The following is a 22,370-nucleotide window of genomic DNA, read 5'->3' on the forward strand; positions in this document are numbered from 1 at the left end:
GAAGCTATTTCCCCAGTAGGTCAGATCAGGTCCTACTTCCGCGGGATCCTCGTTCTCATGACGACGGACACTCCGGCCCGGCTCCTCCAGCTCCTCTCCCTCCTCCAGACGCCCCGCGAATGGCCCGGCGGCGAGCTGGCCGACCGGCTCGGGGTCTCCCGGCGCACGGTCCGGCGGGACATCGACCGGCTGCGCGAGCTCGGCTATCCCGTACAGGCGACGATGGGCGCGGACGGCGGCTACCGGCTCGTCGCCGGCAAGGCGATGCCGCCACTGGTGCTCGACGACGAGGAGGCGGTGGCCATCGCGGTCGGGCTGCGGGCCGGCGCCGGGCACGCGCTGGAGGGCGTGGACGAGGCGTCGGTGCGGGCGCTGGCGAAACTGGAGCAGGTGCTGCCCGGCAGGCTACGCCACCGCGTCAGCACGCTCCAGGCCGCGACCACCCCGCTGACCAGCGGCGACGGTGCGACGATCGCGCCGGAGACGCTCATCGTCATGGCCTCCACGGTGGCCGGGCACGAGCGGCTGCGGTTCGCCTACCGGGCCGCCGACGGCACGGAATCCCGGCGGGTGACCGAGCCGTACCGGCTGGTGTCGACCGGGCGGCGCTGGTACCTCGTGGCGTACGACCTCGACCGCGCGGACTGGCGGACGTTCCGCGTCGACCGGGTGAGCGACCCCTTCGCGACCGGGGCGCGGTTCACACCGAGGGAGCTGCCGACGGGGAGCGCGGCGGAGTTCCTGCGCCGGTCCATGCAGCGCGCGCGGGAGTCGTACGAGATGGTCGTCACCTTCGCCGCACCGGCCGGGGCGGTCGCGGCCCGCCTGCCGGGCTGGCTGGGCCCGCCCGAGCCACTGGACGAGGACAGCTGCCTGCTGCGCGCGACGGTGAGCGACGCCAAGGACTGGATGGCGGTACGACTGGCGATGCTGGGGCACGAGTTCACGGTGCAGGAGCCCGCGGAGCTGGTGGAGGCGGTACGGGAGCTGGGCGCGCGGATGAGCCGGGCGGCGGGCGGGACGGGATGACGTGACGTCGGGCCCTTCAGAAGGAACCGTGCCCCGGCAGCAGGCCTCACGGAAAGAGCCCACGCCTTGGCAACAGCCCTGACGGAAAAGGCCCGCAGCCCTGAGTCAGGCCTGACGGAAAAGGCCCGCAGCCCTCCGCCAGGCCTGACGGAAAAGACCCACGCCCCGACGCCAGGCCTTACGGAAAAGACCCACGCTCCTGCATCAGGCCTCACAGGAACGGCCGCGAACCGGCGTCAGGCTCCTCGGGAACGGCCGCGAACCGGCGTCAGGCTCCTCGGGAACGGCCGCGAACCGGCGTCGAGTCCTCCCACGCGAAGCCCCGTAGCGCCGCGAGGTTGGCGACCGCCAGTTCGGCCGGGCCCCGGGGGCCCTCGGCGGGGCCGTCACCGGCCGCCCAGCTCTCCATGGCCGTGCGGACGGCCGCGCTCGCGACGGCGGCGGTGAAGCACAGCCGGGTGCGGGCGGCAACGTTGTCGGCGTCGTAAGGGGCCTGAGCGGCCGTCAGCCGCTCCGCCAGCGCCTCCGCCAGGCTCCGCTCCGACGCCCGGCACACCTCGGCCCACACCCGGCGCAGGGCGGGGTTCGCCTCGGCCAGCCGGATCAGGGTGCGCACCCAGTCCCAGGAGGCCGCCGACACCCCGAGGCCGGGGGTGAGCGTGTGGCGCACGGCGTCCTCCAGGACCTGCGGCAGGGGCACCCCGGCGGGCGCGGCGCGCACCGCCGCCACCCAGCGCTGGGCGCCGGTGGCGTAGAGCGGGCCGATGGCCTCTTCCTTGCTGGCGAAGTACCGGTAGAAGGTGCGCGGGGCGATACCGGCCGCCTGGGCGATGTCCTCGGCACGGGTGGCCCGCAGGCCCTGCCGGACGAAGAGACCGGCCGCCGCGCGGGCGATCTCCATACGGGTCTCGGCCTTGCGCCGTTCGGTCAGCGAGACCGCGGGAGACGGAGGTGGGGACGGCGTCGGGGTGGTGCTGCTCACGCCCGGCAGGCTATGCCCATGTGGCACAATCTGCCATCTGGCGGGCCACCCCGGGGTTCAGGTCCGGGGTGACCCGCCAGATGGCGACGCGCACGAGGAAGCCGGGCCCGGCGCCCGGGGGGAGGGCGCCGAACCCGGCTTTGGGAAGTCCCGGCGCCGGGGGGGGGTGTGCGTCGGGACGTGGCTCGGTGGGTCCAGGATCCCAGGGGCCCGAAGTACGAACTCCTGGTCCTTGCATTCTTGTTCCCGGGGTCCGGCGGGTTGAAGCGGCGGGGAACGGCCATGTTTTGCGCGGTCTTTCGCCACCCGGCGTACGCGGCCGGGGCCCTGCACGGACCCCGTCGCTCCCCCGGACTCCGCACGGCGGCATCAACACCCCCGCACCGAACCCGGCGACAGCACCGCCACGTTCACCTCCGACAGCCCACCCATCACGCTACCGCGCCACCCGGATCCTCACGCCACCGCACCCGACCCGGCCGTCACACCACCGCGCTCAGGACCGGGAACCGGCTACCGCGCTGCCGTTCCGACCGTCACACTGCCGCACCCCGACCAGGCATCACGCCACCACGCCGACCCGGCCGTCACACCACCGGGTCCGGCCCGGCCGTCACACCACCGGGTCCGGCCCGGCGGTCACTCCACCGCGCCGGACCCGGTTCGTCCTCACGCCGCCGCGTCGAATCCGGTGTCGCGGGCCAGCTTCTTCAGCTCCAGCAGGGCGTGCTTCTCGATCTGGCGGATGCGCTCGCGGGTCAGGCCGTGCTCCTTGCCGACCTCGGTCAGCGTGCGCTCACGGCCGTCCTCGATGCCGTACCGCATCTTGATGATGGAGGCCGTGCGCTGGTCGAGGCGGCCGATCAGGTCGTCCAGCTCCTCGCTGCGCAGCAGCGTCAGCACCGACTGCTCCGGCGACACCGCCGAGGTGTCCTCCAGCAGGTCACCGAACTGGGTCTCGCCCTCGTCGTCCACCGACATGTTCAGCGAGACCGGGTCACGGGCCCAGTCGAGTACGTCGACGACGCGCTCCGGCGTGGAGCCGAGCTCGGCGGCGACCTCCGCGGGCTCCGGCTCCCGGCCGTGCTCGCGGTTGAACTCGCGCTGCACGCGCCGTATCCGGCCCAGCTCCTCCACCAGGTGGACGGGCAGGCGGATGGTGCGCGACTGGTCGGCTATCGACCGGGTGATGGCCTGACGGATCCACCAGGTCGCGTACGTCGAGAACTTGAAGCCCTTGCGGTAGTCGAACTTCTCGACCGCGCGGACCAGACCGGCGTTGCCCTCCTGGATCAGGTCGAGCAGCGGCAGTCCGCTACGGGGGTAGCGACGGGCCACGGCGACGACCAGGCGCAGGTTGGACCGGATGAAGACGTCCTTGGCCCGCTCACTGGCGTCGTACAGGGCTTCGAGCTCCTCGGTGGTGGCCCCGGCCTTGTTCTCCTCGAGGCCGTCGAGGATCTGTCGCGCGAACACACCCGCTTCGATGATCTGGGACAGCTCGACCTCCTTGGCGGCGTCGAGCAGCGGCGTGCGCGCGATCTCGTCCAGGTACATACCGACCAGGTCGCGGTCGGCGATCTCGCCGCCATGGGCGCGGACACTGCGTGCCGAGTCGGCCGTCTCGCCGGTGGCGGACTGACGACGGGCGACGGCGCGGGTTGCCATGCGTGCTCCCTTGCGATGATGAGGTCAGCGGGTGGTCCTGCGGACGCCTGACACGTCTCTCAGGTCCCTCCGGACTCTGGTCGAGTGCCCTGCATCCGATGGAAACAACGACTGGAATCCGGACAGAATTCCCAACCCGCCCCCCGATTTTTCTGATCATGCAGTACCCTGTCGGGCCACGCGAGGAGGCGCGATGCCGTCGGAGCACGAAGAGGTCCAGGTCAGGCCGGGCACGGAGGGTGATCTGACGGCCCTCACCGACCTGTACAACCACTACGTACGTGAGACGGCGATCACATTCGACACGGCGCCTTTCACCCCGGAGGAGCGCCGCCCCTGGCTGCTCTCCCACCCTGTAGACGGTCCGTACCGCCTGATGGTTGCCACGGGTGCCGGTTCGCGGCGGATCCTGGGGTACGCCACCTCCAGCCCCTTCCGCCCCAAGCCCGCCTACGCGACCTCGGTGGAGACGACGGTCTACGTCGCCCCGGACGCCGGCCGGCGCGGCGTCGGCACCCTCCTCTACAAGGCCCTCTTCGAGGCCCTGGCGGACGAGGACCTGCACCGCGCCTACGCCGGCGTCACCCAGCCGAACGACGCCTCGACGCGACTGCACGGGCGTTTCGGCTTCCGGCACGTCGGCACGTACCGGGAGGTGGGCCGCAAGTTCGGCCGCTGGTGGGACGTGGCCTGGTACGAGAAGCCCCTGTAGCCCCGCCGCGCCGGCCTCAGCCGAACTGCACCGACCGCTTGGCCAGCCCCAGCCAGAACCCGTCGATCACGGACCTCTGTTCCCCGAGCTCCCCGGCGGCGTCCGCGGCACCCATGGTCACGAAGAGCGGGGCGAAGTGCTCGGTGCGCGGGTGGGCCAGCAGGCCGGCCGGGGACTTGCGGGTGAAGTCGAGCAGCGCGTCCACGTCCCCCGCCTCCAGGGCCTCCCGCCCCCAGGCGTCGAACTCCGCCGACCAGGCGGGGATGCCGCCCTGCCGCAGTGCGGCGAGGTTGTGGGTGAAGAACCCGGAGCCGACGATCAGCACGCCCTCGTCGCGCAGCGGCGCGAGCCTGCGCCCGATCTCCATCAGCCGCACCGGGTCCAGGGTCGGCATGGAGACCTGGAGCACCGGGACGTCGGCCTCGGGGTACATCTCGACCAGCGGGACGTAGGCGCCGTGGTCCAGCCCCCGGTCGGGGACGTCCTGGACGGGCGTGCCGGGGGCGCGCAGCAGCTTGCGCACGGACTCGGCGAGCGCGGGGGCGCCGGGGGCGCCGTAGGTGACCTGGTAGTAGTGCTCGGGGAAGCCCCAGAAGTCGTAGACCAGGGGGACGGTCTCGGTGGCGCCGAGGGCGAGCGGGGCCTCCTCCCAGTGGGCGGAGACGACCAGGATCGCCTTCGGGCGGGGCAGTCCGGCCGACCAGGCGGCCAGTTCGCCGGTCCAGACGGGGTCGTCGGCCAGGGGCGGGGCGCCGTGGCTGAGGTAGAGAGCGGGCATGCGTTCCTGGGTGGCGGCGGTCATGACGGCGGCTCCCTCCGATACGGCGAATCGATACGGCGACTTGCTTGAAGTCTCAACTTCCACCATCGACTGTACGGCGCATTTGTTTAACATTCAAGAAGCACGGCCGTACAGTGGAGCACATGAACACGGCACCCGCAGCATCATCGGCGTCCGCCGACGAACCCCGCTGGCTCACCGACGAGGAGCAGCGCGTCTGGCGCTCGTACATCGAGGCCGCCACCCTCCTGGAGGACCACCTCGACCGTCAGCTCCAGCGTGACGCGGGAATGCCGCACGTCTACTACGGCCTGCTGGTCAAGCTCGCCGAGTCCCCGCGCCGCCGGCTGCGGATGACGGAACTGGCGATGTCCGCGAAGATCACCCGCTCCCGCCTCTCGCACGCCGTCGCGCGCCTGGAGAAGAGCGGCTGGGTACGCCGTGAGGACTGCCCCTCCGACAAGCGGGGCCAGTTCGCCGTACTGACGGAGGAGGGCCAGGAGGTGCTGCGCCGGCACGCGCCCGGCCATGTGGACGCCGTACGCCAGGCGGTCTTCGACCGGCTCACCCCGCAGCAGCAGAAGTCCCTCGGCGAGATCATGCGGATCGTCGCCGAGGGACTTCAGCCGAGCGGAGCGGGCGCGGACCTGCCCTGGCTCCGCTGACGGGGCGGGAGCCGGGGCAGGTCCGGGGAGCCGTACGGAGGAGGCGTCCCCTCCTCTTCCGCACGGGCGGTGAGGGATGGACGGACGGCCGTCAGTGCATGGCCACCGGCACCGCCATCTCGTCCCCGACGGTCTCGTCGGCGGACCCGGCGACCGCGGTGCCGCCCGGCCGGCCGGCGTTGATCAGGGTCAGGGCGATGGCCGCGGCCGCCACCAGGATCCCGACGGCGAACCAGATCGCGCTGGTGTAACCCTGCACCTGCCCCTGGAGCTGGACCAGCTGCTGCTGGGACCGGCTCGTGGCGCCGCCGATGTGGTCGGTGACGTAGGACGTGGTGGCCGAGGCCGCGATCGTGTTCAGCAGGGCCGTACCGATGGCGCCGCCCACCTGCTGCGAGGTGTTGACCATCGCGGAGGCGACACCGGAGTCACGCGGCTCGACGCCCAGCGTGGCCAGCGACATGGCCGGCATGAACGCCGTACCCATGCCGAGGCCGAGCAGCAGCATGCCGGGCAGCAGGACCGCCGCGTACGAGGTGTCGATCTCCAGCTGGGTCAGGAAGAGCATGCCGAGCGCGGCGACCAGGAAGCCGGGGCCCATCAGCAGCCGGGGCGCGACCCGGGTCATCAGCCGGGTGCCGATCTGGGTGGAGCCCGTGATCATGCCCGCGATCATCGGCAGGAAGGCGAACCCGGTCTTGACCGGCGAGTACCCCTTCACGACCTGCAGGTAGTAGGTGAGGAAGAGGAACAGGCCGAACATCGCGATGATCGCCAGGCCCAGCGAGAGGTAGACCCCGCCGCGGTTGCGCTCGGTGACCACGCGCAGCGGCAGCAGCGGCGCCTTGACCTTGGCCTCGACCGCCACGAAGGCGGCGAGCAGCACGGCGGAGGCGACGAACATGCCGACGGTCAGCGAGTCGCTCCAGCCCTCGGACTCCGCGCGGGTGAAGCCGTAGACCAGCGCGACCAGACCCACCGTGGACAGCAGCACACCGGGGACGTCGAGCGGCGAGCGGTTGCGGCCGCCGGCCGGCTCACGGATGACGAAGTACGCGCCGGCCGCGGCGACCACGGCGAACGGGATGTTCACGAAGAACGTCCAGCGCCAGTCCAGGTACTCGGTGAGGAAACCACCGAGGATCAGACCCACGGCACCGCCGCCACCGGCGATCGCGCCGTAGATGCCGAACGCCTTGGCGCGCTCCTTGCCGTCGGTGAACATCACCGCGAGCAGGGACAGCGCGGCGGGCGCGAGCAGCGCGCCGAACACGCCCTGGAGGGCACGGGCGCCGAACATCATGGCCTCGTTGGTGGCCGCGCCACCGAGCGCGGAGGCCAGCGCGAAGCCGCCCAGACCGAGCACGAAGGCCCGCTTGCGCCCCCACAGGTCGGCTATCCGGCCGCCGAACAACAGCAGCCCGCCGAAGGCGAGGGCGTAGGCGGTGACCACCCACTGGCGGTTGCCGTCCGAGATGCCCAGGTCCTGCTGGGCGGAGGGCAGGGCGATGTTCACGATGGTGGCGTCCAGGACGACCATCAGCTGGGCGAGCGCGATGAAGACGAGCGCTTTCCAGCGGTTGGCGTCCGGGCCGCCCGGAGCGCTCCGGGCGCTCCGGGCCTTTCCGGCCGCTGAGGCTGTTTCAGACATGGGGGTACCCACTTCGGAAGTTCGTGACGGAAATTTTGAAAAATGAGATGAAAAAACGGTGTCGTCAAGGGAACGACTCGCCCCAGGGACGGCCGCTGGTACGGAAAACCTGCTCTGGTACGGGATTCCCGTTCCGGTACGAGAATCCCGTTCCGGTACGGAGATCCCGTTCCGGTACGAGAATCCCGTTCCGGTACGGAAGTCCCGCTCCGGTACGGAAATCCTGCTCGCGTCAGAGATCGCTCAGCGGCGCAGATCCTCCACGGTCACGGCCGAACCCGGCAGGACGGTCGGGGCCGGAGCCCGCATCCCGTCCAGGAACAGCTGCAGATGGCGGTGGACGAAACGGTCGGCGTTGTCGCAGCCGGTACCGGCCGGGGGCCGGCTCAGCTGGGCGACGCCCACCATCAGATCGCCGTACTCCACGTCGGTACGGAGCTGACCGGCCGCCTTGGCGCGGTCCATCAGCTGCGCGACGAGGCTCTCGGCGCGCCGGCGTGCGTCCTCCAGGTCGGGGTGGTGCTGGTCGAAGGTGCTGGAGACCATCGGGCACAGCGCGCTGATCCGCTCGTCGGCGGCCGTGTGCGCGAAGCGCTCCAGTGCCTCGAAGGCGTCCCCGGTCTCGCTGAGCGCCTGCTCGGCCGCCCGCACCGTACGGTCCATCACGGAGCAGACGACCTCGCGCACCAGCGCGTCGCGGTCGGGGAAGTTGCGGTACACCGTGGCGTTGCCGACGCCGGCCCGGCGGGCGACGTCGTCGAGCGGCACCTCGGGCCCGAACTCGACGAACATCTCCCGGGCGGCGGTGACGATCCGCTCCCGGTTGCGCAGGGCGTCGGCGCGGGGCCGGGGCGCCTTGCGCGGTGCGGGGGTGGCGGTCTGCACGGTGCACTCCTGGTCGCAGTGGCTTGATCTTTGTGTCATGTCCGCGATCCGGGGAGCGAGTCCCCGTTTCGCTCGGACACAGATCCAAACGGGGAAACGATCCCCGTTTATTTCCCGCCCCCGAACTCTTTTCCTGTGACCCGCCTCACATGCACCGGCTCGGCACGCCCCACGATCGGCCCTCCCAGCGGGCGCCCGCATACCCGGCGACGGAGGGTGATCGGGAGGGTGCAGTCGGAGACCGGCGGCTGCCGTGTGGAGCGGAGGTCCCCGCATGCAGCCGCAGCCGAGCCGACGCCGGATATCCCCGCGCCGGCTGGCCGCCCTGGCATCGGTGACCGTCCTGACCCTCGCGGTCAGCACCTCGGCCGGCAACGGCCGGCTCTCTTCCGGCCCCTCCACCGCCGGCGCCGGACCCGGCACCCTGTCCCGCACCTCCGTGCACGGCCCCTGCATGATCAGCACGGAGGGCGAGGTCCAGATGTCCGAGGGCATCCCCACGGATCCCGGCTACACCCGCTCCACCGGCACGGTCCGCGCCCTCACCCTGATGATCGACTTCTCCGACGCGCCCGGCGAGGGCGACGCCCTCGACCGCTACCGCGAGTTCTTCCCCGAGACCAGCGAGTGGTTCGCCACCAGTTCCTACGGCCGCCTCGACTACCGCCCCGAACTCCCCGTCCCCGACTGGCTCCGGATGCCCAAGTCGTTCCGCGCGTACGGCATAGAGCGCGGCGCCCCCTTCGACCCCGGCTACCGCGAACTGGTCCGCGACATCGTGGCCGAGGCCGATCCCGAGGTGGACTTCCAGTCGTACGACCTGCTGAACGTACTGGTGACTCCCAACGCGGGCCCCGCCGCCCTCGACACGGTCCTGTCCGTCACCTTCGCCGGCAACAAGGAGGCCCCGAACGCGGACGGCGTCCCCGTCTCCAACGCGTCCTTCGTCTACTCCCGCCAGGACGACGGCTCCGGCTCCTACGGCCGCACCGGCTACCGCGTGCTGCCGCACGAGAACGGCCACGTCTTCGGCCTGCCCGACCTCTACACCGCCGAGGGCGGCGGCGCGGTCGGCCACTGGGACATCATGAGCGAGGACTGGGGCGCCAACAACGACCTCCTCGCCTGGCACAAGTGGAAGCTGGGCTGGCTGGACGCGTCCCAGGTCGGCTGCGCGGCGGACGCGGGCACGAGGGAGTACACACTCACCCCCCTCGCACGGGCGGGCGGCCCGAAACTCGTCTTCATCCCCCTGGACGACCACTCCGGCTACGCCGTCGAACTGCGCACCCGCGCCGGCAACGACGAGGCCGTGTGCCGCCCCGGCGTCCTCGTCTACCGCGTCGACGCCGACGTCGACACGGGCATGGGCCCGATCACCGTCTACGACTCCCGCCGCGACAGCGGCGGCTGCACCCGCTCCCCCAACGTCCACGCGGAACTCTCGGACGCGACGTTCACACCGGGCGAGAGCTTCGTGGACCGCCGTACGGGCATCCGGGTGACGGTGACGGCGGCGGAAGCGGAGGAGTACCGGGTACGGGTGACCCGCACGTCACCGGGCTGACCCCCGACGATGATGCTGGTGCGACGCGGCACGATCGACGACAATCACTGGACCGGGTCCTCGATCCGGTGTCAACTGAAACGCCCTGTACGGCAGTTACGAATCGACAGGTGAGCTCATGACGGAAACGCAGCGGGCAACGGCGAACGCCGTCGGCCCGGCGGAGGCACCCCGGGGACGCACCCGGTGGGGGGTGGCCGCCGCGATCCTCGGCCTCCCGGCACTGGCGGTGACCGGCTTCCTGGCCCTGATGGCACTCTGGGTGCTGTTCGGCGAGTCCTGACGGAGCCCCGCGCCGATCCGGCACCCACACCCACCGCAGCACCGATCCGGTACCCTGTGGACCGAGCGCCCCGGCAGGCACCTCAGCCGACCCGGAACGCTCAGGGCTTGACAGAGACACCCACCCAGGACCGTCTCACCACCAAGCCCCGCCTTCGTAGCTCAGGGGATAGAGCACCGCTCTCCTAAAGCGGGTGTCGCAGGTTCGAATCCTGCCGGGGGCACACGGCACAGGGCCGGTTCGAGGGGCTTGATCCCTCGAACCGGCCCTGCTGCGTGATCGCACCCGTGCCACGCGCGGACCATGAAGTCCGGTGCGCTCCCACCGCGTCAGTGCCCTGCCGTCAGCCTTCGTGGGGCACCATCGGGCGGGTGACCGGCACGACGGTGAGGAGGTCGTCCAGCCCTTTGAAGTCGTCGGGGTTGGTGGTGAAGAGGGGAAGGTCCTCAGCCACGGCGATGGCAGCGATCATCAGGTCGGCCACCCGGCGGCGTGGCTTGCGGCCGGCGCTGATCACCGCGGCACAGATACGGCCGTAGATGCGGGCCGCTTCGGCGTCGAAGGGGATGGGGTCGAACTCGTTCTCGGCGCGTTGCAGGACGTCGAGCCTGCGGGCGCGTTCGGCGTGTTCGTCGTAACTGCTCTGTTCGTCGTTGCGACGGACCTCATGCGGACCGGCGGACAACTCGGCCAGGGTGACGGCGGTGATCGCCATTTCGTCCGGTAGCTCCTCAGGTGCCACCCAGTGGCGCAGAATCATGATGTTGGTGTCGAGGAGGCCCTGCTGATGCGTCGAGCGGTCAGCGGTCATAGGGATCGTCCGGGTAGGTGTCGGCCGTGGCGTCCTGATCGGCGCGGAATCTGTCGAGGTCGATGCCGGGGGCGGTCCTGGACATCGCGGCGAACTCCTGACGGGAGACGAACCGACGGCGTCGACGCAGAGGCACGAGCCGGCCGATCGGATGTCCGTCGCGGGTGACGGTGAACGACTGGCCGCCCTGTATGGCGTCCATGATCTCTCGGGACCGGCTGCGTAGATCCCGCTGGGTGATTTCGGGCTGAACGCTCATACCAACCAAGGTAGCACCCGGTGCTACCAGGTGACACATGGCGGCCGAAGGCTTGTGCCGACAAACCTTCGGCCGTAGCGGCCGGGGACGGCCTTCGCTGATCGATCTGGCTGGAGCTACGGATGAGAAGGCATCTGACATCCACAGCTGACATCAACGACGCCGGACGGGGACACGCGCCAGCGACTCCCGCCGAGCGTCGCGCCAGTCGACGACAGCAGTCGGACCTCGCTCGGATCGAACTCCTGAAGCGGGTGTCGCAGGTTCGAATCCTGCCGGGGGCACGTACGAAAGGGTCGACCCGGGAGAGTTTTCCCCGGAGTCGGCCCTTCGCCGTTTCGGGCACCACACCAGACGACTGTCACCACGTCGTCCATGGGCACGCACCCGAGCCACCAGGAGCGGAGCAAGGGCCGACCTCCACCGGATCACCCAGGGGGCCGGATGCCTCTGATCGCCCGGCGGTGACCGGCAAGGGATGGCGGCCTGGACGAGGGTGCCTGACGGGATTTCCGGGCCGGATTCGCGAGAAAGCCCGGTCATCCGACACACCATCTGCCATACTTGGAGTATGGCAACTCGGAAGATCACCATCACCGTGCCGGAAGAGCTAGTGGAATCGATCAAGGAACGCGTCGACGCACGCGGAGTGTCCGGTTACATCGCGGCTGCCGCCGCTCATCAGGACGCCATGGACCGGCTGCGCGAGTTGGCCGAGCGTCTGGAGGAAGAGCACGGTGCCGTGACGGACGACGAACAGCAGGCGGCGCTGGACCGCATCGCTGCCATCGACGACTGGCACGACGAGCAGCGATCGCATCCCGGTGCGGCCGCGTGAGCCGTACCTCCCGAGCAAGGCTGCACCAGCCGCGGCAGCGCGTCTTCGTGTTCGACTCCGAGGCCCTTTCCAAGGCGATTCAGGGTGATCGGGAGATGACCGCGCTGGTCAAGGCGGCTCCGCGACTCGACGTCCCCATCGTCACCTCGGCGCTCACCACCTTGGAAGCATGGAACCCTGGCGACACGTCGCGGCAGGCGCTGTGGAACTGGACGCTGTCCCGGATTCGCATCGTGCACACGGACGACCAGGTGATCGCCACGGCACGGGACATGCTGAAGACCGCCGGCCTGCACGGGCACAAGTACGCCATCGACGCCGTCCTGGCTGCCGTGGCCGCACGGGAAGCCGCGCAGGGAGCCCAGGCAACCGTCTTCACCTCGGACACCGACGATCTGCATCAGCTTCTCGCAGGCCGCCCCGTGCGAGTCGAGAAGGTCTGACGAGACGCACCTGGCTCGGACCGCTCGTCGGCCTCTCCCGAGCGACCCGCGCCTACGCCGGGCGGCGTCCGCCGACACGCATTCAGCACACATGAGGCCGGGAAACCCCGTGAACACCTGAGAACCGCAGAGACGTGTTTCCCGTGGCCAGGCACCCCACGATGGACGTTTCCACAGGTCAAGGCCCCACCCAGGGAAAACTCCTGAAGCGGGTGTCGCAGGTTCGAATCCTGCCGGGGGCACAGGCGGAAGGGCCAGCTCAGGAGGGGTTTCCTCCCGGGCCGGCCCTTCGTCGTGTTCGAGGCCGTGCCACACGCGTGCCACCGGAGTCCACGCGGAGTCCACATCCCCTGGGTAGAGAGCCGATGTCTCTCACTGTTGGATACGGACGTGCCGAAGAGCGACGACTACACGAGAACCAGCATGCGGCTGACCATATGGGGCTGCCTTGCCGGGTTGGCCGTGGCCTTGGCCATCCCGGTGTACATAGTGGTGGCCGTTGTACATAGTGGTGGCCGTGCTCCTGGGCGGGATGCCGACGGGCCTTGACCCTTGATCCTGGACACACGAGACACTGGATCCTGAGGATCTGAGAACGGACATCTCGTGGTCATGAAGAACTATCCGCCGCAGTTCAAGGCGGACGCGGACGCGCTGTACCAGTCGCGGCCCGAGGCGACGTTCCGGCAGATCACTGCCGCGTTCAGCGCAGCCGACGAACGCCTGGGCGGCGGCCACGGGCTGACCACCGTCACCGCCTACCTCGCCGATACCGCCGCCCCGACGCTCCGCGCCCGCTTCGCCTCAGAAGCCTTGCGCCGGGCCGCCTTCGGCGCCGTCGCCGAGCTGGCCCACCTCGCGGGCTGGAAACACCACGACCTCGGCCAGGAGGGCACCGCCCAGCGCTACTACAGGTCGGCTACCAGCTCGTCTGCGAAGCCGACCCGCACGGTCACGCCGCATGGATGATGCGCGCCCTCGCCCACCAGGCCCTCAGCCTCAAACAACCCCACCATTGCGTCGACCTCTCGTCGAAGGCGCCCTCAGCCGTGGACTCGGCCACGTGGACGGCCAGACCGAGGCCCTGCTCCACATCACCCACGCCCGCGCCTTCGCCGCAGTCCACGAGAAACCCTCAGCGGCCCGCGCCCTGCTCGCCGCCGAAGACGCCCTGCTCCGCGACGACGGCCCCCAGGCCAGCTTCTCCCTCGTCAGCGGCCCCGCCGCCGGCACCGTCGCCGGCCACACGGCCCGCACGCTCACCGACCTCGCCGATCACGTCGGAACCGAGCAACAGCACCGCAACGCGCTCGTCCGCTGGGATCCTGAGAAGTACAAGCGCGTCCACGCCCTCACCTACGCCGACCTCGGCGACAGCCTCACCGCCCAGGCCCGTGCGGACGAGGCGGTCTGCGCCTGGGGCGAAGCCCTCACCCTGATGGACGGAATGACCTCCGACCGCGCCAGGAAGGCCATCACCTCCATTCGCTCGACGCTGGCGGTCTACCAGCGGCGCAAAGTACCCGGCGCCGCCGAACTCGCCCGTCGCGCCCGAGAGGCGCTCGCCCAACATGCCCACCAACCCGGCCGACGAAGGGATCCCCCGTGGCTCAGCCGACAACCGATGACCAGCCCCAAGCGCTCAAACCCGCCGTGGAATCCATGACCCTGCTGGTCGCCGCCGTCATCGTCCACGACAAGGCCACCAACCGCGTGGTCCTCCTCCAGCGCAGCGACCAGGCCAAATTCGCCAGGGGCATGTGGGACCTCCCGGTCGGCAAGAACGAGCCCGGCGAGCCGATCACCGAGACGGCCGTCCGCGAGCTGTACGAGGAGACCGGTCTGACCGTCAGGCCGGAAGCGCTCAAGGTCGCCCACATCATCCACGGCGCCTGGGGCGTGGAAGCCCCAGGCGGCTTCCTCACCGTCGTCTTCGTCGCCCACGAATGGTCCGGCGAGCCCGAAAACCGCGAACCGCGCAAGCACGCCCAAGTCCGCTGGGCCGACGCCAACGCCATCCCCGACGAATTCGTCGAGACCACCGCCAGTGCCCTCCACCGCTACCTCAGCGGCGGGCCCCAGGTGTCGCTGGACGGCTGGAACTAACTGAGCGCCTCTTCCGGGGAAGAAGTCTCGCCCCACGGCGGGATGCGTGACCGCGTTCAGCGTTCCCAAGTTTCCTCGGTGAACGCCCGGCAGGACACGTCGGCGAAGAGGGAGACCATGACGTACGACCGCGACCGCATCGAAGCCCTGCTCGACGGGGGAGTCCGCGACAGGGTGTACCCGGGCGCCGTGCGGGCCGTCGGCGACGCCACCGGCGCCCTCGTCCTGGGCTACCTCGCGGAAAACCTCTCCGGCCAGCCCCTGGACCAACTGGCCACCGCCCGCACCTGGCACCCACTGGGCATGGCCTCCACCCGCTTCGGCCCCCTGCCCGCCGACCTCGCCGCCGGCTGCGCACCGACCGAACCCGACCAGGACACCGACACCCACCTCAAGGGAGTCGCCCACGACTTCCCGGCCCGCCTCCTCGGCGGCGTGTGCGGCATCGCCGGGGTCTTCACCGTCGTCGACGACCTCGCCGCCTTCCTCCGCTACATGCTCACCCCTGCCACGTCCTCTTGGCGGGCCGGTTTCGGTAGCAAGTGGGCCACCTGCTCCCTGACCAAGCAGACGGGTGATCTCCAGCCGGCTCGCGCCTGTTCCGGCATCCGGCTCCCGGCACCACTGCCGAGGAGGAGGTCTGGGTCCACTACGGCTTCACCGGCACAGGCATGTGGATCTCCCCACCGACGGCCGGTGGGCGGTGCTTTTGACCAACAAGCTCTCCTGCTCCCGCGACCGCGAACCGCTGAACGGTGTCCACAACGCCTCCGAAAGCCGGCTTTCACTCAGGGACCGATTCCTTCCGGCGTGGGACGTTTTGCTCGGATGGGTTCGGAGACCCGGTGAGCGGAGGTCGCGTCGCGTGCGGGTTCGGAAGTGAGCTGGCATTCAATTCGTCCACCCGCACTGCCGTCCGGCTTCGATCGCGGGCGGCAGCGTTGTGCCGTGTTCAGGGGGCCGCGCGGCGGCCAGTGCCGGTCCAGAGCCGGCGCGCGTCCTGTGGTACCTGCCGCGACAGGGCAGGGGCGGGTGGCGCCTCGCCCTTACCCCGCCGACCCTCGGCTGTGAGGTGCGCGTCCTCCGACGCAGCCGCTTCCGGTTGTGGCCGACGTACGGTTGAAGTACCGAGGGCATCACGCACTCCGGCCCCACGCCGGGTCGTCCTCGGCGAGAGACGAGCGAATCCGGGCCGCCCCCGTGGTCGGCACGGAGACGGGTCGGCACCATGTCCGCCGCGGTCGAGAGCAACTCCGCGCAAGCTCATCACGGCACGAGCCGCGCCGAGCGCCCCCACAGGTCCGCAACCCCGCCGAGGGGAGACGTGACGGCCCTTTCCCGGCTGGACATCCACCGGCGGAACCGAGGAGAGCGAACGCTCGTCACGCTTGCCGGCGACATCGGGCCGGCTTCGACGCCGCTGCTGCGGGCCGCGGTGGAGCAGTGTCTGCTGGACGGCGTCACCGAGATCGACATCGACCTGACCACGGTCGGCTCCTGCGACACGAGGGGCTTGGACGTCCTCCTGTCGGCAGCACAGCGCGCCGGCCGGGTCCACGCTCGCCTGCGGCTGCACCATCCGTGCGCTCAGATCGCCCGGCTCCTCGATGCCTCCGGATCGACTTCGCTGCTCCTTACGGACCCGGCGAGTCCCGTGCCGCCCACCGCGTCCGGCGACCTCATGAGCACCGCGACGCGGGCGCCCGAGGACCGTGCTCGTCGGCCGGACCAGCCGGCCCTCAGGGAGGGGATCCGCCTTCGCCGGCTGACCCGCCGGCAGGCAGAGGACATGCGCGAGGACATCGCCGACCTGGCCGCGGAGTCCGTCGCGGGCACCGCCGGCGAGGCGTACCACGACCGAGGAGACTTCCTGCACCGCTTGGCGGTCACTGCCCATCGTCCCGGCTTCGCCCTGCTGGTCGCCGAGACGACGGTGCTGGTCGGTTGCGCCTTCGGTTTTCCGATGGGTCCCGACGGCTGCGGCCACCGGGAGTGCGGCGGAACGCTCCAGGAGATCATCCAGCGGCTCACTTCCCGGGCACGGTTCGTCGTCCTCGCCCAGGTCGTGGCCCATCCGCACGCTCAGCACCGCGATATCGCCCACCGGCTGCAACAGCGTCTGCTCACGGACCTGCACTCCTCGCTCGGGGTCACCCTGCTGCATCCTGCCGACCGGGCAGGACAAGCCGCCTTCTCGTCCTGGGGCTGGCAGAACATGGGTGAGGTCGTGGGGCTGCACGGCGCCGTCGCCCCCTGCGTGCTGACCTTGTCCGCCGGAGAGCTGCCCTTGGCACGCCGATGATGCGACAGTGCGATGGCCGCCCGCCCGCCGCCTGCCACAGCCGGGAGTAATCTGAGACATACCGAGAACTTCCGGGCGCACGATGACGACGTCGCCGTTCCCGGCGAGTGACAGACACGGGCAGCCGGGAACCGCACGGCCCGGAACGGAACCGCACGATGAACATCACCACAGAGCCCGCCGAAGGTGCGCTACCAGGTGACGGACACTCCTACCGGATGCCCTTGCCCCGGCTGCGCCTCATGCCAGGTGTCAGTCATGGCCCGCTGGACGGCGCATGGTGGCCGCGCTGCGACGCACTGGAAGTGGAGCTGCCCGCGCTGGTCGGCTCCCTGGATCCGGGCATCGGCACCGTCACCCGCGTGACCGTGGAAACGGCCGCCTGGCCCGATGCCCCGCAGGAGGTGATGGCGCCCGGCCACGTGATCGAGGTGGTGCTGACCGATTCCGCCGCCGAGGCGCATGCCATCACCGTGGACTGCGGCACCGTGGGAAGCTGGGAACTGCTGGTGATCCCCCCGGACGAGCCGGCCCGAGTGGCCACCCGGCTGCTGACCGCTGCTGCCGACCCCGCGAACCCACTGTCGGCTCCGCGCCTGCTGGCACTCGCCGAGAGCGGCCCCGACGGACAGGACACATGGGAGTCGGAAGGAGGAGCCGGACCCGGGTAAGCAGCCCGGCCGGCTCCGCACGACCGACGGGCCGGGCATCCACGACCTCATGATGGAGCCATGGCACCGACAGATCCTTTGTCATCCGGGCCCGCCCCCGCCCGAAGCGTGACCACGGAAGGTGAGGGGATGCCAGCAGGGCGACGCCCGGACCGGTCCGAGAGCTTCGGGGAAGCTCTTCTCGGAAGGATCCTCGACAGCGCGCACGAACTCCCGCCCCACCTCATCGGGCCCCTGGTCGCCGACGTGATGGGGCGGCTGGGTGGCCGCCGTCCGCAGGTGCTGTTGCAGGACTACGGCCAGTTGGTGCTCGTACCGCTGCCCGGGGAGGGCCTCACCGGCGGGGAGCCGCAGGTGATCGACGACTCCGAGGCGGGCCGCTGCTTTCTCGACGCCGTCCCTGTCGAGGTGTCTCAGGAAGACGGCGTCCGGGTCCATCTGCCCCTGCTGGACGGCGGTGACCAGGTGGGAGTCATGGCGGTGACGCTGGACAGCGTCGATGACGACGACCGCCGTCTGCTGCTCAGAATCTCCGGCCTGGTGGCCGACCTTCTGGTGACCAAGCACGGCTACTCCGACCTGTTCTTCGACGTCCGACGCGATGAGGGGATGAGCGTCGCCGCGGAGATCCAGTGGTCGCTGCTGCCACCGCTGGCCATGATCATGCCCCGGGTCGCCGTGGCCGGGATCCTGGAACCCGCCTACGACGTGGGCGGCGACAGCTTCGACTACGCGCTGAACGGCGACGTCCTCCACGTGGTCATGATCGACGCGATGGGGCACGGGCTGGACGCGGCCACGATGGCCACGGTGGCCATCGGCTCCTACCGCCACGCCCGCCGCGCCGGCACCGGACTGTCGGAGATCTACGCGTTCATGGACCGCGCCGTGGCCGAGCAGTTCGGTCCCGAGCATTTCGTCACCGCGCAGATGCTGCAGCTGGACACGACGACGGGACGGGTGCAGTGGGTCAACGCCGGGCACCCGCCGCCGATCCTCGTCCGCGACCACCGCGTCGCACAGCGTCTGGTCGTTCCGACGACCCTTCCCGTCGGCCTGGGCGGTTCGGAGCCTCGGGTGAGCGAACTGGGACTGGTGCCCGGGGACCGAGTTCTCTGCTTCACCGACGGAGTGGTCGAGGAGCACAGGAGCGGCGGGGAGGAGTTCGGCGAGGACCAGCTGATCGACTGTGTGAACCAGCTGGAGAGGACCGGCCGCGGCATCCGGGCGGTGACGCGCGCCCTGTCCCACACGCTCAAGCGGGCGCGCGGCGGACAGACCAGCGACGACGCGACGCTGCTCATGGTGGAGTGGCGCGGCTGACGTCTCGTCCCCACCGTCCGTCACCGTTGCACGGCGACAGATACCGCACATCCGTGCGCCCAGCGCCCCTCGCCGCCGGTGAACGCGGAGTAGTGTGGACAGTACCGAGGGCATTCCGCACACCGGCTTCCACGCCGGGTCGTCTCCGGCGAAGGATGACAGCCGGGCCGCCGCACAGGTGGCCCGGAGACGGGTCCGCACCATGTCGGCGACCTTGTACCCCACCCTGCCGCACCGCGAGCCCGTCGCAGCCCCGGCCGCGCGCCTCGCGCTGAGGACCGACGGCGCCTCCCGCGGGCTGCTGGACGGAGCCTGGTGGCCCCGGTCCCGGGACCTGCTCAGCGAACTGCCGGCGCTCACGAACGTGCTGGACCCCCTGTGGGGCCGCATCACCCGTATCGCCGTCAACCCGGAGCACTGGCCGGTCATCCCCCGCGAGATCCCCGTGAGCGGGCACATCGTCAAGGTCGGCTGGTTCACGTCGGAGATCGACCCGCACAAGCTGCTGCTGCTCTCCTACGGCACCAGCCGCTGGGATCTCCTCGTCATCCCGCCCGGGACCGGGGCGGAGTCGGCGGCCCGTCTGATGGCAGCCGTGTCGGACCAGGACGGCCCACCCCTGACCGCGAGCGCGCTCATCGCCGCGGACGCGGCCCGGCACGCCGTCTCCCCCAGCGACCAGGCACTGGACCCGGACGAGGCATGGGAGTACGAGGGAGGCTCCTCGGCGGTGTCCGCGGCCGCCACCGGACAGACCGGTACGCCAGGGCCTTCCAGTCGGCTGATCATCGGTATGTGAGGTGGCCGCCATGAACGCCTTCCTGACGGCCATCGCTTTCCTGGTCCTCGTCGCAGTGGCGGCGTACGTGATCCACCGGCTCGGGCTCCAGCACGCCGACAGGATCGCGGCGTACCGGTACGGCACCCCCCGGCCCGGTCGCCGTGGCCGGGGCGCGCCCCAGCCGCACCCCGCACCATGGGTCGGCGGCCGGGCGGCCGGGCGGCCGACCGGCCGCTCCGCCCCACCGTCCACCCGGGGCGTGGACGCAGACTCTGGAGCACCCGAGGATCCGAGCGTCCGAACCGAGGCGTCATGACTCTTCCACGGCTGAACGTCTACCGGCACGACCGGGGCGCGCGGGCCCTGGTCACCCTGGCCGGTGTGATCGACCCCGTCACCGCGCCCCGGGTGCGCGCGGCTCTGGAGCAGTGTCTGCGGGACGGGATCACCCTCATCGACGTCGATCTGACCACCGTCGACCGCTGTGACGACAGCGGCCTGCGCGTCTTCCTCGACGTGTCGGAGCATGCCGCCGAGGCCCAGGCGTTCCTGCTGCTGCACCACCCCTCCCCGCAGACCGAACGACTGCTCATGGACACGGGCTCCGACGGTCTGCTCTACCCGATGAGGCCGGGAGGGGCGCGCCCCCAGCGGGCCTGACGTCGGCAGAAGCGCCCCAGGGAACGGGCCGCCTGACGGAGAGCGCTGGTGCGCCGGTCAAGCCTTACGCCGGTCGCGCCCCGCGCCGCCCCGCGCCGCCCCGTCGGCCCACAGGACCGCGCCCGCTCCCGGTGTCGATGAGGATCTGTTCCGCGTCGCTGACGTTCTCCACCCGGACCGCCTGGGCCATCGCGGAACGGGCGGCATCCGGTGCCGCGTCGGGCGGGACGACCAGCAGCGAGAAGATGTCCCGGTCGCCCCGGGTGATCAGGACCGTGCCGTCACCGACCGGGAAGGAGTCGACGCGCACCACGTGGTCGTCCACGACGACACGCGTCGGGAGACCCTCCCAGGCGGCGGCGTCCGGCCCCGCACGGGACACGGGGCCGAGGTGGGCGACGAGGGCACTCAACAGGGCGGGCGGCTCGGTGCCGATGTCGCGCGAGCGCGGCCACCACGCGCCGTCGAGCACGCCCTTGCGTGACTCGGTCGTCTCCGGCCGGAGAAGCGCACACCCCGGCCGCACGGCCTCGTGGACGCCACTGGGCAGGCGCCGGGGAACAGGTGGTGTGTCCGAGCTGGTCATGATGACCAGCCGTCTGCAGGGCCGGTGCGACGACGGGACTCCGCCCCGCAGCAGCCGCCGGGCATCGTTCCTCGGGGCTCAGCCGCCCTGGCCGAGTGGTGGTCGGCACGGTCGGTCGAGGGTTCATTCACCCGCTCGTTCAGCGCCTGGAAACGACTCGGCGAGAAGCCCAGGGGGCCGCTGACGCCACCCAGCGGCCCGGGGATCCAGGGGCCGGTCCGGTCTGATCTGCGGCAGGATCAGCCCTTCGTGCTCTTCCCTGCGGAGCGTCTCACCCGGGGACAGATGTCGGGCGGGGGCGCCCTGCTCCTCCTGATGATGTCGGCCGTGGTGGCGATCTCCGCGGCGCGGCAGCGGCGCACGGACCCGATGCCTGACCGGACTTTTCAGGAGGGGCAGCGGCACGGCGGCGACCAGGTGTGCCGACCCATGAGGTCGGGGACACGGCCGGCGGGTGGTCGGCTCCGCAGCGCGGTGTGTCCGCGGTGGTGATTGCAGGTGTGCGGCCGGCCGAGGAACTTTTCGCGGCGTTCCCGCTCTGACCGACGGGGCCCTTCGGAGGACAGTCCTTGCCCTGACCGCGCCCCGTACTCCCCGGAACGTTGAACTCCTGGTGAATCAATAGCTGTGCCCGCGAGCTGAGATTTCAACGGGACATGCGGACAGATTTCCTGTCGCGATAAGCAGAGTGGGATTCTTCACCGCACACAGGCTGCTGCGGCGTGCTACCGTCGATCTCAGTTGCAGTTGTGGTTCCCGAAACTTCACATGCTCTCCGGCCGGTTTCCGTGCCGCTGGAAGCGCTTGTGTATCCGGTCTTTTCCGGGTGGGGCGATCATCGCGGCGACACGGGGTCCGCACAGTGCGGACCTCGACGCACTGCCCCGAAGGAGAAATGACATGGCTACTGGCACCGTGAAGTGGTTCAACGCGGAAAAGGGCTTCGGCTTCATCGAGCAGGACGGTGGCGGCGCCGACGTGTTCGCCCACTACTCGAACATCTCCGCCCAGGGCTTCCGGGAGTTGCTCGAGGGCCAGAAGGTGTCCTTCGACATCGCGCAGGGCCAGAAGGGCCCGACGGCCGAGAACATCGTTCCCGCCTGACACTGACGCGCACTTTGCAGCTGGGGCCCGCATCCTTCGGGGTGCGGGCCCCAGCTGCTCGCATTTCCCGCAGTGGTTTCACCTGTGGACGACAACCAGTGTGAACGAAAACCAGGAAATCCGTAGGCTCACCGCACACGGATCGACCTTCAGGGGTGCGGACGCATCCCTGCACAGCCGCATCGCCGTGGACGCCCGAACATCGCGTCCGCATCGCGCCACTCATTTCAGCGCCCGCACCCGCACGGATTTCCCGTCAGGCA

Annotated in this window: 22 protein-coding genes, 1 tRNA gene and 2 pseudogenes; 17 read left to right on the forward strand and 8 right to left on the reverse strand. The window is 70.5% G+C overall.

What is annotated here, in order from left to right:
- Positions 1 to 57 precede the first annotated feature (57 nt).
- Complete coding sequence (locus ACIA6T_RS13580; protein ID WP_399446679.1) at positions 58 to 1,029, forward strand: helix-turn-helix transcriptional regulator; 972 nt, start codon at positions 58 to 60, stop codon at positions 1,027 to 1,029.
- Positions 1,030 to 1,297: 268 nt separating this feature from the next.
- On the opposite strand, the gene ACIA6T_RS13585 is transcribed toward ACIA6T_RS13580, so the two are convergent.
- Both ACIA6T_RS13585 and ACIA6T_RS13590 read right to left on the reverse strand, forming a co-directional pair.
- Positions 1,298 to 2,011 (reverse strand): TetR/AcrR family transcriptional regulator, encoded by a 714-nt coding sequence (locus ACIA6T_RS13585; protein WP_399446680.1) that lies wholly within the window; start codon positions 2,009 to 2,011, stop codon positions 1,298 to 1,300.
- A 669-nt stretch (positions 2,012 to 2,680) separates the two neighbouring features.
- Positions 2,681 to 3,679 (reverse strand): sigma-70 family RNA polymerase sigma factor, encoded by a 999-nt coding sequence (locus ACIA6T_RS13590; RefSeq protein ID WP_344555162.1) that lies wholly within the window; start codon positions 3,677 to 3,679, stop codon positions 2,681 to 2,683.
- 193 nt (positions 3,680 to 3,872) lie between these two features.
- On the opposite strand from ACIA6T_RS13590, the gene ACIA6T_RS13595 reads away from it, so the two are divergent.
- Complete coding sequence (locus ACIA6T_RS13595) at positions 3,873 to 4,391, forward strand: GNAT family N-acetyltransferase (protein ID WP_399446681.1); 519 nt, start codon at positions 3,873 to 3,875, stop codon at positions 4,389 to 4,391.
- Between the two features lie 16 nt (positions 4,392 to 4,407).
- Here the strand turns inward: ACIA6T_RS13595 and ACIA6T_RS13600 are convergent, their stop codons facing one another.
- Complete coding sequence (locus ACIA6T_RS13600) at positions 4,408 to 5,169, reverse strand: dioxygenase (protein ID WP_399446958.1); 762 nt, start codon at positions 5,167 to 5,169, stop codon at positions 4,408 to 4,410.
- Positions 5,170 to 5,315: 146 nt separating this feature from the next.
- Here ACIA6T_RS13600 and ACIA6T_RS13605 point away from each other — a divergent pair, with 146 nt between their 5' ends.
- Positions 5,316 to 5,837, forward strand: a complete 522-nt coding sequence (locus ACIA6T_RS13605; protein ID WP_385046790.1) for a MarR family winged helix-turn-helix transcriptional regulator — start codon at positions 5,316 to 5,318, stop codon at positions 5,835 to 5,837.
- A gap of 91 nt (positions 5,838 to 5,928) precedes the next feature.
- Here ACIA6T_RS13605 and ACIA6T_RS13610 read toward each other — a convergent pair whose 3' ends face one another.
- Positions 5,929 to 7,488 carry an MFS transporter gene (locus tag ACIA6T_RS13610; RefSeq protein ID WP_399446682.1) on the reverse strand — a complete coding sequence of 520 codons (1,560 nt, stop codon included), beginning with the start codon at positions 7,486 to 7,488 and terminating at the stop codon, positions 5,929 to 5,931.
- 243 nt (positions 7,489 to 7,731) lie between these two features.
- Positions 7,732 to 8,373: a TetR/AcrR family transcriptional regulator gene (locus ACIA6T_RS13615; RefSeq protein WP_399446683.1), complete on the reverse strand. Its 642-nt coding sequence runs from the start codon at positions 8,371 to 8,373 to the stop codon at positions 7,732 to 7,734.
- Positions 8,374 to 8,647: 274 nt separating this feature from the next.
- Here ACIA6T_RS13615 and ACIA6T_RS13620 point away from each other — a divergent pair, with 274 nt between their 5' ends.
- From ACIA6T_RS13620 to ACIA6T_RS13630, 3 genes are all read left to right on the forward strand, one after another.
- Complete coding sequence (locus tag ACIA6T_RS13620; RefSeq protein WP_399446684.1) at positions 8,648 to 9,940, forward strand: M6 family metalloprotease domain-containing protein; 1,293 nt, start codon at positions 8,648 to 8,650, stop codon at positions 9,938 to 9,940.
- Between the two features lie 118 nt (positions 9,941 to 10,058).
- The gene (locus ACIA6T_RS13625) at positions 10,059 to 10,223 is read left to right on the forward strand and encodes a hypothetical protein (RefSeq protein WP_399446685.1); all 165 of its coding nucleotides are present in this window, start codon (positions 10,059 to 10,061) and stop codon (positions 10,221 to 10,223) included.
- A gap of 150 nt (positions 10,224 to 10,373) precedes the next feature.
- Positions 10,374 to 10,446, forward strand: a tRNA-Arg gene (locus ACIA6T_RS13630).
- 120 nt (positions 10,447 to 10,566) lie between these two features.
- On the opposite strand, the gene ACIA6T_RS13635 is transcribed toward ACIA6T_RS13630, so the two are convergent.
- Both ACIA6T_RS13635 and ACIA6T_RS13640 read right to left on the reverse strand, forming a co-directional pair.
- A complete protein-coding gene (locus ACIA6T_RS13635; RefSeq protein ID WP_399446686.1) occupies positions 10,567 to 11,034 on the reverse strand; it encodes a type II toxin-antitoxin system VapC family toxin in 468 nt (155 codons plus the stop codon).
- Positions 11,024 to 11,293 (reverse strand): type II toxin-antitoxin system Phd/YefM family antitoxin, encoded by a 270-nt coding sequence (locus ACIA6T_RS13640; protein WP_399446687.1) that lies wholly within the window; start codon positions 11,291 to 11,293, stop codon positions 11,024 to 11,026. The genes ACIA6T_RS13635 and ACIA6T_RS13640 overlap by 11 nt, the downstream gene beginning before the upstream one ends.
- Positions 11,294 to 11,864: 571 nt before the next feature.
- Between ACIA6T_RS13640 and ACIA6T_RS13645 the strand changes: the two genes are divergently transcribed.
- The 10 genes and pseudogenes from ACIA6T_RS13645 (at position 11,865) to ACIA6T_RS13690 (ending at position 20,417) form a co-directional block, all read left to right on the forward strand.
- Positions 11,865 to 12,131, forward strand: a complete 267-nt coding sequence (locus ACIA6T_RS13645) for a hypothetical protein (RefSeq protein ID WP_399446688.1) — start codon at positions 11,865 to 11,867, stop codon at positions 12,129 to 12,131.
- A complete protein-coding gene (locus tag ACIA6T_RS13650) occupies positions 12,128 to 12,574 on the forward strand; it encodes a PIN domain-containing protein (RefSeq protein ID WP_399446689.1) in 447 nt (148 codons plus the stop codon). The genes ACIA6T_RS13645 and ACIA6T_RS13650 overlap by 4 nt, the downstream gene beginning before the upstream one ends.
- A gap of 684 nt (positions 12,575 to 13,258) precedes the next feature.
- Positions 13,259 to 14,141: pseudogene (locus ACIA6T_RS13655) on the forward strand (tetratricopeptide repeat protein); the annotation flags it as partial.
- A gap of 38 nt (positions 14,142 to 14,179) precedes the next feature.
- Positions 14,180 to 14,680 (forward strand): NUDIX domain-containing protein, encoded by a 501-nt coding sequence (locus ACIA6T_RS13660; RefSeq protein ID WP_399446690.1) that lies wholly within the window; start codon positions 14,180 to 14,182, stop codon positions 14,678 to 14,680.
- A 216-nt stretch (positions 14,681 to 14,896) separates the two neighbouring features.
- Positions 14,897 to 15,563, forward strand: a pseudogene (locus ACIA6T_RS13665) (serine hydrolase); the annotation flags it as partial.
- Between the two features lie 441 nt (positions 15,564 to 16,004).
- Entirely contained in the window at positions 16,005 to 16,982 is a 978-nt protein-coding gene (locus tag ACIA6T_RS13670; protein ID WP_399446691.1) for an STAS domain-containing protein, read from the forward strand.
- Positions 16,983 to 17,140: 158 nt separating this feature from the next.
- A complete protein-coding gene (locus ACIA6T_RS13675; protein ID WP_399446693.1) occupies positions 17,141 to 17,653 on the forward strand; it encodes a DUF5994 family protein in 513 nt (170 codons plus the stop codon).
- Positions 17,654 to 17,782: 129 nt separating this feature from the next.
- Positions 17,783 to 18,976, forward strand: coding sequence for a PP2C family protein-serine/threonine phosphatase (locus ACIA6T_RS13680; RefSeq protein WP_399446694.1), 1,194 nt, complete (start codon positions 17,783 to 17,785; stop codon positions 18,974 to 18,976).
- Between the two features lie 94 nt (positions 18,977 to 19,070).
- Positions 19,071 to 19,775 (forward strand): DUF5994 family protein, encoded by a 705-nt coding sequence (locus ACIA6T_RS13685; protein WP_399446695.1) that lies wholly within the window; start codon positions 19,071 to 19,073, stop codon positions 19,773 to 19,775.
- Between the two features lie 294 nt (positions 19,776 to 20,069).
- Entirely contained in the window at positions 20,070 to 20,417 is a 348-nt protein-coding gene (locus tag ACIA6T_RS13690; protein ID WP_055622667.1) for an STAS domain-containing protein, read from the forward strand.
- Positions 20,418 to 20,481: 64 nt separating this feature from the next.
- Here ACIA6T_RS13690 and ACIA6T_RS13695 read toward each other — a convergent pair whose 3' ends face one another.
- Positions 20,482 to 21,003, reverse strand: a complete 522-nt coding sequence (locus ACIA6T_RS13695) for a DUF5994 family protein (RefSeq protein WP_399446696.1) — start codon at positions 21,001 to 21,003, stop codon at positions 20,482 to 20,484.
- A gap of 900 nt (positions 21,004 to 21,903) precedes the next feature.
- Here ACIA6T_RS13695 and ACIA6T_RS13700 point away from each other — a divergent pair.
- Complete coding sequence (locus ACIA6T_RS13700; protein ID WP_030730357.1) at positions 21,904 to 22,107, forward strand: cold-shock protein; 204 nt, start codon at positions 21,904 to 21,906, stop codon at positions 22,105 to 22,107.
- The last annotated feature ends 263 nt before the right edge of the window (positions 22,108 to 22,370 follow it).

Source organism: Streptomyces sp. NPDC051740, assembly GCF_044453165.1.
In the GTDB taxonomy this organism is placed as follows: Bacteria; Actinomycetota; Actinomycetes; order Streptomycetales; family Streptomycetaceae; genus Streptomyces; species Streptomyces atrovirens.

Coding starts and splice junctions, on each gene's coding strand:
- ACIA6T_RS13580 (WP_399446679.1), top strand. CDS start 58: ATGACGACGGACACTCCGGCCCGGCTCCTCCAGCTCCTCTCCCTCCTC.
- ACIA6T_RS13590 (WP_344555162.1), bottom strand. CDS start 3,679: ATGGCAACCCGCGCCGTCGCCCGTCGTCAGTCCGCCACCGGCGAGACG.
- ACIA6T_RS13595 (WP_399446681.1), top strand. CDS start 3,873: ATGCCGTCGGAGCACGAAGAGGTCCAGGTCAGGCCGGGCACGGAGGGT.
- ACIA6T_RS13600 (WP_399446958.1), bottom strand. CDS start 5,169: ATGCCCGCTCTCTACCTCAGCCACGGCGCCCCGCCCCTGGCCGACGAC.
- ACIA6T_RS13605 (WP_385046790.1), top strand. CDS start 5,316: ATGAACACGGCACCCGCAGCATCATCGGCGTCCGCCGACGAACCCCGC.
- ACIA6T_RS13610 (WP_399446682.1), bottom strand. CDS start 7,488: ATGTCTGAAACAGCCTCAGCGGCCGGAAAGGCCCGGAGCGCCCGGAGC.
- ACIA6T_RS13620 (WP_399446684.1), top strand. CDS start 8,648: ATGCAGCCGCAGCCGAGCCGACGCCGGATATCCCCGCGCCGGCTGGCC.
- ACIA6T_RS13625 (WP_399446685.1), top strand. CDS start 10,059: ATGACGGAAACGCAGCGGGCAACGGCGAACGCCGTCGGCCCGGCGGAG.
- ACIA6T_RS13635 (WP_399446686.1), bottom strand. CDS start 11,034: ATGACCGCTGACCGCTCGACGCATCAGCAGGGCCTCCTCGACACCAAC.
- ACIA6T_RS13640 (WP_399446687.1), bottom strand. CDS start 11,293: ATGAGCGTTCAGCCCGAAATCACCCAGCGGGATCTACGCAGCCGGTCC.
- ACIA6T_RS13645 (WP_399446688.1), top strand. CDS start 11,865: ATGGCAACTCGGAAGATCACCATCACCGTGCCGGAAGAGCTAGTGGAA.
- ACIA6T_RS13675 (WP_399446693.1), top strand. CDS start 17,141: ATGAACATCACCACAGAGCCCGCCGAAGGTGCGCTACCAGGTGACGGA.
- ACIA6T_RS13680 (WP_399446694.1), top strand. CDS start 17,783: ATGCCAGCAGGGCGACGCCCGGACCGGTCCGAGAGCTTCGGGGAAGCT.
- ACIA6T_RS13690 (WP_055622667.1), top strand. CDS start 20,070: ATGACTCTTCCACGGCTGAACGTCTACCGGCACGACCGGGGCGCGCGG.
- ACIA6T_RS13695 (WP_399446696.1), bottom strand. CDS start 21,003: ATGACCAGCTCGGACACACCACCTGTTCCCCGGCGCCTGCCCAGTGGC.
- ACIA6T_RS13700 (WP_030730357.1), top strand. CDS start 21,904: ATGGCTACTGGCACCGTGAAGTGGTTCAACGCGGAAAAGGGCTTCGGC.